Here is a 7,187-nt window from a genome sequence, read left to right as displayed (position 1 = left end):
CTTTAGGGAGGTGGCACTCTGTGGACCCACTAGCGGAATTAGGTAGAAGATGGAGCCCTTACACATATGCATTTAATAATCCTATTCGCTTTATTGACCCAGATGGAATGTGGCCATACGGTCCTCTCCATCCGGTAGACCCACTGCGAGCAGAAGCACAGAGAAAACTTAATAATGGAGAAATAAGTCCACAGGAATATGCAATGACAGGCTTAAAGTCCGATGGAGCATACGCTGCTGGGGCTGCAATTGGAGTTGCTGTGGCTTTAGCTTGGGAAGGAGTTGTTGGTTTTGTTTCATCCGTATTAGAACTAGAACCTTCAAGTGATGGTGCTCCTGAGGTGCCTGGAGTTGAGCCTAGTACTACAACACCAGTGGAAAATGAAACTTATGCTCCAGACAGAGAATTACCAAGAGATCAACATGGAAACCCACAACCTGATGATGAAGCAAAAGGGACTAATCATACTCAACTAGGCAAAAAAGAAGGAAGAAAGGGCACGTATAATCAGTCTCGTGAGTTTAATGAGAATAATGAACCAGTTAAGGATGTTGATCATACAGACCACGGAAGACCTAATGAGCACACAAACCCTCATCAACATAGATATATTCCAAATGAAACAGGGGGCACCAAAAGGAGAGGTAGAGATGAACCACTTAACTGATGGAGGAAGACCTATGAAATGCATAGAAGTACACGGAGCTAATGTCGAATTATTAGATGTCAGTGTTAACCAGATATTGAAGTTTGTTAATAAGGGGGAGAAGTTTTTTTGGGATTTTTTGTGGTTAGAAGGTACTGGTAGAAATATTTTAGAGTTAGAAAACCGTATTAAAAATAGTCAAAGAGGTTTGTTAATTAACTGGGATGGTTTGCTAAATATTTTAGATGAAATCACCACAATAAATGAATTCCTACTAATTGGTGATTATAGTAAAAATAATCTTAGACGTTACGAAACAGATGAGGAAATGAGACGTGCTTGCTCCTATAGTATCGAATTAGTTGATTCTTCTTATTGGCTCATAAGCAGTAATGTGGATTATGATTTTATAGATAATTTGAAAAATAGTTTTAAAGGAATTAGCAGTAGATGAGATTGTTATATTAGGGCTGATTTCCCCGTTCGCATCGAGTTGTAACTGAATAATGCGAAAAATAAATAAAGAATGCCCGGCTATGTTCTGGGCATTTTTTATAACAATCCCCAAAGAATACTTAGAACGATATAAGTTGATGGCACTGCTGTCCCAATGAATTTTGTAAAGTTCACGTTATCAATTGTCACCTCATTTTTCTCTTTCGTGAGTGCATAGTTTGCAGAAGCTTTAAGAGCTTTAGTAGCAGCCATTATGGCGAAAAATCCAATAACAAAAGTTTGGCCAACCGGAATCATTTTTAAGAGTTCGATAGTCATAAAGCAGCAATGTTTTTATTAAAGAAGTCTTTGAATTTACGTTTTGTGAGCATGGTGTCAATAATATTAAAGATTGTATCCTTGTCTTTCTCGTCGAGTTCCTGAATAAGCTTTACCTGCTCAATTAGTCCTTTGTCTTCAATGGTTATTTCCTTGGGGGTGTTTCCTTCAAGATGAACTACCTGGTCAATGGTTAGGCCATAGAATTTAGCCATCTTATCCAGAATATCAACAGACGGTTCTACAATCCCTTTTTCAATTTTATTATAGTGGGCTGGTTTTAATCCAATTTCTGCAGCTACTTGCTTTTGCAGGAATCCTTTATCTTCTCTAATCTTCTTAATGTTGTCGGCCAGCTTCATGTTGTAATTGTTAATGTTGTATTGCAAAAATAGCTACAAAAGATATTTTTATCAACATTATATCTAAAATGTAGATTTGTAATTGCTTAATAGGATATTTATTTTTTACTTTGTGATATCCAAAAAAGATATAAATAATTTTATCCTATGGAAATCCAAGAAATAAAGCAGCGTTTAAGCATCCAGACAGTTCTAAAACACTACGGTTTACAACCCGACCGAAACAACATGCTAAAATGCCCCTTCCACGCTGATGATAAGCCAAGCTTGAAGATTTACTCAACCACCAACACTTTTAATTGCTTTGGCTGTGGCAAAAGAGGTGACCAGGTAGAATTTTGTGCCTTAAAGGAAGGCAGTAAGCACAAAGGTTTATTAAAAGCAACGGAACTAACTGGAGAGATAACACCGATAAACAATAAACCCAAGCAACAAAAGAGCCAGCTAAAAGAGAACCACACCGGAATACTAACCAAGATTTTTGAAAGCTTCTGCAACGGCCTGAGCCACCCTGTAAGCGTGAAACCCAAAGAATACCTGAAAGGCCGTAATCTAAAGCATGAACTTTTAGAAATTGGTTACAACTCCGGCCAGTTCCATCACCGGGGCAAATTAAGTGAAGTCGACCAGAAAGCCTGTATCAATGCCGGTCTGTTAATCCCTTATGGTAGTCCGGTTCCCAATGCCACCGGCAATACCTACAAAGTTTTTGCAAAGGATTGCATAATCTTCCCACTAAAGGATAAACAAAGCCAAATCGTTAGCATTTACGGCCGAAGCATTACCAACAACAACCAATCGAAACACTACTATTTAAAAGACCGCTGCGGACTTTATCCAGGCTATCCGAAACCGGCAACCACCAAACTGATATTAACCGAGGCCATCATTGATGCAGCAACGCTTTTACAGATATCAGAAATCACAGCAGAATACAGCATTTTAGCTTGCTATGGAACAAACGGACTTACAGAAGAACATAAACATGCCATAAAAGAGCTGCAGAACCTACAGGAAGTCATCTTCTTTTTTGATGGCGATAAAGCAGGAAATGAAGCCATCGAAAAGTATCAGACAGAACTGAGCGAATTAATGCTCCCGCGAAAAACGGGACAGCCACAAATAAAACTAAGTTCCATTGAAACGCCCGAAGGCGAAGACGTAAACAGCTTATCACTGGCTTACGAAACTGAAATCTTCACCCACTTACTTGAAAACAGAAAGGGATGTTTTCTTTTAACTGAAAAAACTGAAATTAAGGAAAGAGAACCACAACCATTACCAGAAGAAGTACAGACAAGACAGAACTTGCCACAACAGGGAAAACTAAACACCCGAAATCCCGACTTTATAACCTACACCACTGAGGAACTGCAAATCATCATCCTTGGCGGCATCAACCTGCAGCAAATCGACCGCCTTAGAATCACCGTAAAAATAAGCCGTACCGATACAAACGACCCATTGCACAGTATCCGCCACACCATCGACCTTTACCACTCCGATTACTTAGAAAAGTTTATCGGTAAAGCCAGTGAGCAATTAGAAACCGGTACCAATGTTTTAAAGCGAGCCATTGCAGAGCTGACCGAACAAATAGAAAGCTACCGGTTAAGCAAAATAGAAAGCCAAAAGGAGCAGAAACCACAAGCAAGGCAGCTAACAGAACACAGGCAAAACAAAGCACTAAACTACCTGAAAGCCCCCAAGCTGATGGAACGCACAAATGACGACATCGGCAGAACCGGAATGATAGGGGAAGAAAACAACCGGCTTTTAATGTACCTGATATTTACATCAAGATTAAGGGAACAGCCATTGCATATCATCAGCCTTGGCGCTTCCGGAACCGGCAAGACCTACCTTCAGGAGAAAGTAAGTGAGCTAATACCGGAACAAGAAAAGCTGGAAATCACCATCCTGTCAGAAAACGCTTTTTACTACTTCGACCGCAAAGAGCTAAAACATAAGCTGGTACTTATTGAAGATATGGATGGTGCACAGGATGTCTTATATCCGCTTCGGGAATTACAGAGCAAAAAGAAAATATCAAAAACCATCCCCATAAAAGACAGCAAAGGAAACCTTAAAACTATAACATTACATGTTGAAGGCCCAATAAGTCTGGCCGGAACAACCACAAGGGAAAAGCTTTATGAGGATAACTCAAACCGTAGTTTATTGATTTATCTGGACGGCAGCGGCCAGCAAAAGGAACACATCATGGAATATCAACGCAGATTATCAGCCGGTAAAATAAACAGCAAAGAAGAAAACGAGCTGAAAGAGTTTTTTAAGGATATGCAAACCGTACTCAAACCCATCAAAGTCAGAAACCCTTATGCCGAACTGTTAAAGCTCCCGGAATACATTTTTAAACCACTACGTACAAACTCCCATTACCTGGCAACCATCGAAACCATCACCTTTTATCACCAATATCAGCGAGACATCAAAATAGACAAGGTAACCGGAGAGCGCTACATTGAAACCACTCTGGAAGACATAGAATGGGCAAATATACTTTTAAAAGACGTGCTACTGGCCAAATCCGATGAATTGCCCCGGGCAGTACGTGAGTTCTTCGAAAGGCTTAAGAAATGGATGCAAACTAATAATAGCGAAGTGTTTTATGCTAAGGAAATCAGGGAAACCTTCCGCATGACTTCAAGCAGTTGCAACCGCTATATTTTAGAGCTTTTACGGAACAATTATATAAAAGTAGTTGGAGGAAATAAGTACCGACAGGGTTTTGAGTACCAGATAATAAAACAAGACGAGTACCAGAAATTACAGGAACATGTAAAAAATGCCCTTGATGAAGCTTTGGACAATATCAAAAAGTCAGTATCCCGTATCCCAACAGCATCCCAAAACAAGAATGGGATACTTAAAGCTGATGAAATCAAGGTGTTAAATACAGTATCCCAGTAGCCTGCCAAAACGCGAGGCAGGGGGTAAAAAAATCATCGTAATGGATATAAACGTTATACTCTCAGAAAGCTTTGAAAAGTGGCTCAAGACCTTAGAATATGCACCAAGCACCGTTTATGCATCGGTACGCTATGTCAATGATTTTTTCTTTTATCTGAAATCTTCTGAAATAACCAACCTTGAAGCCATCCAGCCCCAGACTTTAACCAACTACCACAAACACCTTCAAAGCCGCAAAAACAAGCGGCAAAACGGTAGCCTGTCGAATAACTACATAACCAGTAACATCAATGCCATAAAGCGGTTCAGCAGGTACTTACAGGAAACGGGAAAGCCATTTTTTGAAGTAGAAATAAAAACCAGGCCTGACAAAGAAACCAGCAAAATCATCCTCACACAATCAGAAATCAAAGCACTTTACAAAGCCTGCGACAATAGTATTTTAGGCATCCGGGACAGAGCCATTTTAAGCATCTATTATGGTTGTGGACTAAGACGAAGCGAAGGGGTAAGTTTAAACGTCAGTGATGTTTTACTGAAAGAGAAACGTATCCACATCAGGGAAGGCAAAGGCTACAAAGAAAGGTACATACCCATGACAGAAGCCGTAAAGGAAGATTTAGAGAATTACATCTACGTGGCCAGAGAAAAGATACGCAACTTTAAGAATACCAAACCAGAAGCACTCTTTTTAAGCATGCAGGTAAGCCGATTGTGTGGAAACGCCATCATAGAAAGGGTTCACAAATTAGCAGAGGCAAGCAAACTGCAAAAGGATATAGGCATCCATACCCTGCGCCACTCCATCGCCACCCACCTTTTACAATCTGGAATGACCTTGGAAGAAGTCAGCCAGTTCTTAGGCCACAGCAGCCTTGAAAGCACCCAAATTTACACCCATTTAGCCAATGCGTAAGAAGCCCGAATACATCTTTAACAAAGAGATAGAAAGCAAACTAACAAGCTTTAAAATCTACCTACAAAAGCTTGGCAACGGAGCAAACACCATTCGTCAGAAATCAAACTATGCCGGATACTTTTTGAAATGGCTTGAAACCGAACACCTGCAACCAGAAGAAACCCGGTACAACGATTTACTCAGCTTCATTGATTACTGCAAATTGGAAGTCGATGCCCTGAGCGGAGTCGAAGGGAACAGCAAAAGGCACATCAACAGTAAACTACGAAGCATCAGGAACTTTTATGAATACCTGAAGCAATTTAACCCCGCTATTATTAATCCAGCCACCAATCTGAATCTAAAAGGCATCGGGCAAAAACTACCTTCCAATATCATCGACTTTAAAGAGCTTGAAAACCTTTATCAATCCTTTGAATCCACCACCAACAGAGAAAAACGAAACAAAATCATTTTAGGAATCTTGGTTTATCAAGGCGTAACCACCGAAGAGCTGCATCAGTTAGAACCAAGTCATTTAAAACTCAAAGAAGGCAAAATAGTTGTTCCTGGTAACCGCAGAAGAAACAGCCGGACACTTGAACTAAAGCCCATTCAAATACTGGAATTACACGAATACCTAACCGAGATAAGACCAACCATATTAAAAGAAATCACAGCCCCAAGACCAGCCAGAAAACCCACTAAAATCAATCACCCCAAAATCGAAAACCAGCTATTTGTCAGCATCAACGGCAGTGAGAACATAAAAAACAGCCTATTGCACATGTTTAAAGCCATCCAAAAACTAAACCCTGAAATCCTTCATCCCAAGCAAATCCGGGCAAGTGTGATAACCTACTGGCTAAAAAACCACAATCTAAGACAAGTCCAATACATGGCCGGCCATAAATATGTAAGTTCAACAGAACGGTACCAGTTAAACAACTTGGACAGCTTACAAAGCAAACTTGAAAAACTTCACCCATTAAATGGTGCCAAAAGTGATTATTAATCTTTAAATTTGTAAGAAAATATGTGGTTATGAATATAGAAACCAGAAAATTAAGTATTATCAACTGGGTGTCTCACCTTCAAGATGAATCTGTGCTCTCACGGATTGAACAGCTTCAATCTCAAAAGCCAGATTGGTGGAATTTAATTAGTGATGAAGAAAAGGCTGAAATCGAAGAGGGGATTTTACAGGCTGATAGAGGAGAGACAAAGACAACAGATGAAGTTTTATCAAAGTATAAGAAATGGCTTTAGAAATTGTATGGTCAAAACGAGCTGAGAATGGTTATGATAAAATATTACGGCATCTGGAAGAAGAATGGACAGAGCGAGAAATCCGGAATTTTATTAATGAGACTCGACAGTTTTTATCTCTTCTTGAAAAAAATCCTCATTTGTTAGAACCGTCCCAAGTTCGAAAGAACATATATAGAGGCCCCATGAATCGTCTTACGATAGTTACTTACAGAGTAAAGCCCAGGATAAAGCTGATAGAACTTTTAAATGTTCGTAGCTCCCGACAAAGACCATTAAGAAAATAATAAGCCCCACCGCACG

9 protein-coding genes are annotated in these 7,187 nt (G+C 39.8%); 7 read left to right on the top strand and 2 right to left on the bottom strand.

Annotation, left to right across the window (positions count from 1 at the left end; translation table 11 throughout):
- Both JCM15548_RS19625 and JCM15548_RS19620 read left to right on the top strand, forming a co-directional pair.
- On the top strand, positions 1-668 hold a 668-nt coding region (locus JCM15548_RS19625; protein WP_227626057.1), incomplete at its 5' end, for an RHS repeat-associated core domain-containing protein.
- Complete coding sequence (locus JCM15548_RS19620) at positions 619-1,101, top strand: hypothetical protein (protein ID WP_157482999.1); 483 nt, start codon at positions 619-621, stop codon at positions 1,099-1,101. The genes JCM15548_RS19625 and JCM15548_RS19620, both read left to right, overlap by 50 nt.
- Before the next feature lie 98 nt (positions 1,102-1,199).
- Here the strand turns inward: JCM15548_RS19620 and JCM15548_RS19615 are convergent, their stop codons facing one another.
- Positions 1,200-1,421, bottom strand: a complete 222-nt coding sequence (locus JCM15548_RS19615) for a hypothetical protein (RefSeq protein WP_062128810.1) — start codon at positions 1,419-1,421, stop codon at positions 1,200-1,202.
- Positions 1,418-1,783, bottom strand: coding sequence for a helix-turn-helix domain-containing protein (locus tag JCM15548_RS19610; protein WP_062128808.1), 366 nt, complete (start codon positions 1,781-1,783; stop codon positions 1,418-1,420). The genes JCM15548_RS19615 and JCM15548_RS19610 overlap by 4 nt, the downstream gene beginning before the upstream one ends.
- 147 nt (positions 1,784-1,930) lie before the next feature.
- Here JCM15548_RS19610 and JCM15548_RS21320 point away from each other — a divergent pair, with 147 nt between their 5' ends.
- From JCM15548_RS21320 to JCM15548_RS26495, 5 genes are read left to right on the top strand one after another with little or no spacing between them, the layout of a single operon-like run.
- Complete coding sequence (locus JCM15548_RS21320) at positions 1,931-4,717, top strand: MTBMA_p00010-related P-loop-containing protein (protein WP_083985273.1); 2,787 nt, start codon at positions 1,931-1,933, stop codon at positions 4,715-4,717.
- A 40-nt stretch (positions 4,718-4,757) separates the two neighbouring features.
- The gene (locus tag JCM15548_RS19600; RefSeq protein ID WP_062128806.1) at positions 4,758-5,633 is read left to right on the top strand and encodes a tyrosine-type recombinase/integrase; all 876 of its coding nucleotides are present in this window, start codon (positions 4,758-4,760) and stop codon (positions 5,631-5,633) included.
- Positions 5,626-6,630, top strand: a complete 1,005-nt coding sequence (locus JCM15548_RS21315; RefSeq protein ID WP_083985272.1) for a tyrosine-type recombinase/integrase — start codon at positions 5,626-5,628, stop codon at positions 6,628-6,630. The genes JCM15548_RS19600 and JCM15548_RS21315 overlap by 8 nt, the downstream gene beginning before the upstream one ends.
- Before the next feature lie 29 nt (positions 6,631-6,659).
- The gene (locus tag JCM15548_RS19590) at positions 6,660-6,884 is read left to right on the top strand and encodes a hypothetical protein (protein WP_062128804.1); all 225 of its coding nucleotides are present in this window, start codon (positions 6,660-6,662) and stop codon (positions 6,882-6,884) included.
- A complete protein-coding gene (locus tag JCM15548_RS26495) occupies positions 6,875-7,171 on the top strand; it encodes a type II toxin-antitoxin system RelE/ParE family toxin (protein WP_083985271.1) in 297 nt (98 codons plus the stop codon). Before JCM15548_RS19590 ends, JCM15548_RS26495 begins: the two co-directional genes overlap by 10 nt.
- Positions 7,172-7,187: the final 16 nt, after the last annotated feature.

This window comes from Geofilum rubicundum JCM 15548 (assembly GCF_000974365.1).
GTDB classification, from domain to species: domain Bacteria; phylum Bacteroidota; class Bacteroidia; order Bacteroidales; family Marinilabiliaceae; genus Geofilum; species Geofilum rubicundum.
This window is presented reverse-complemented; position numbering and strand designations above follow the sequence as displayed.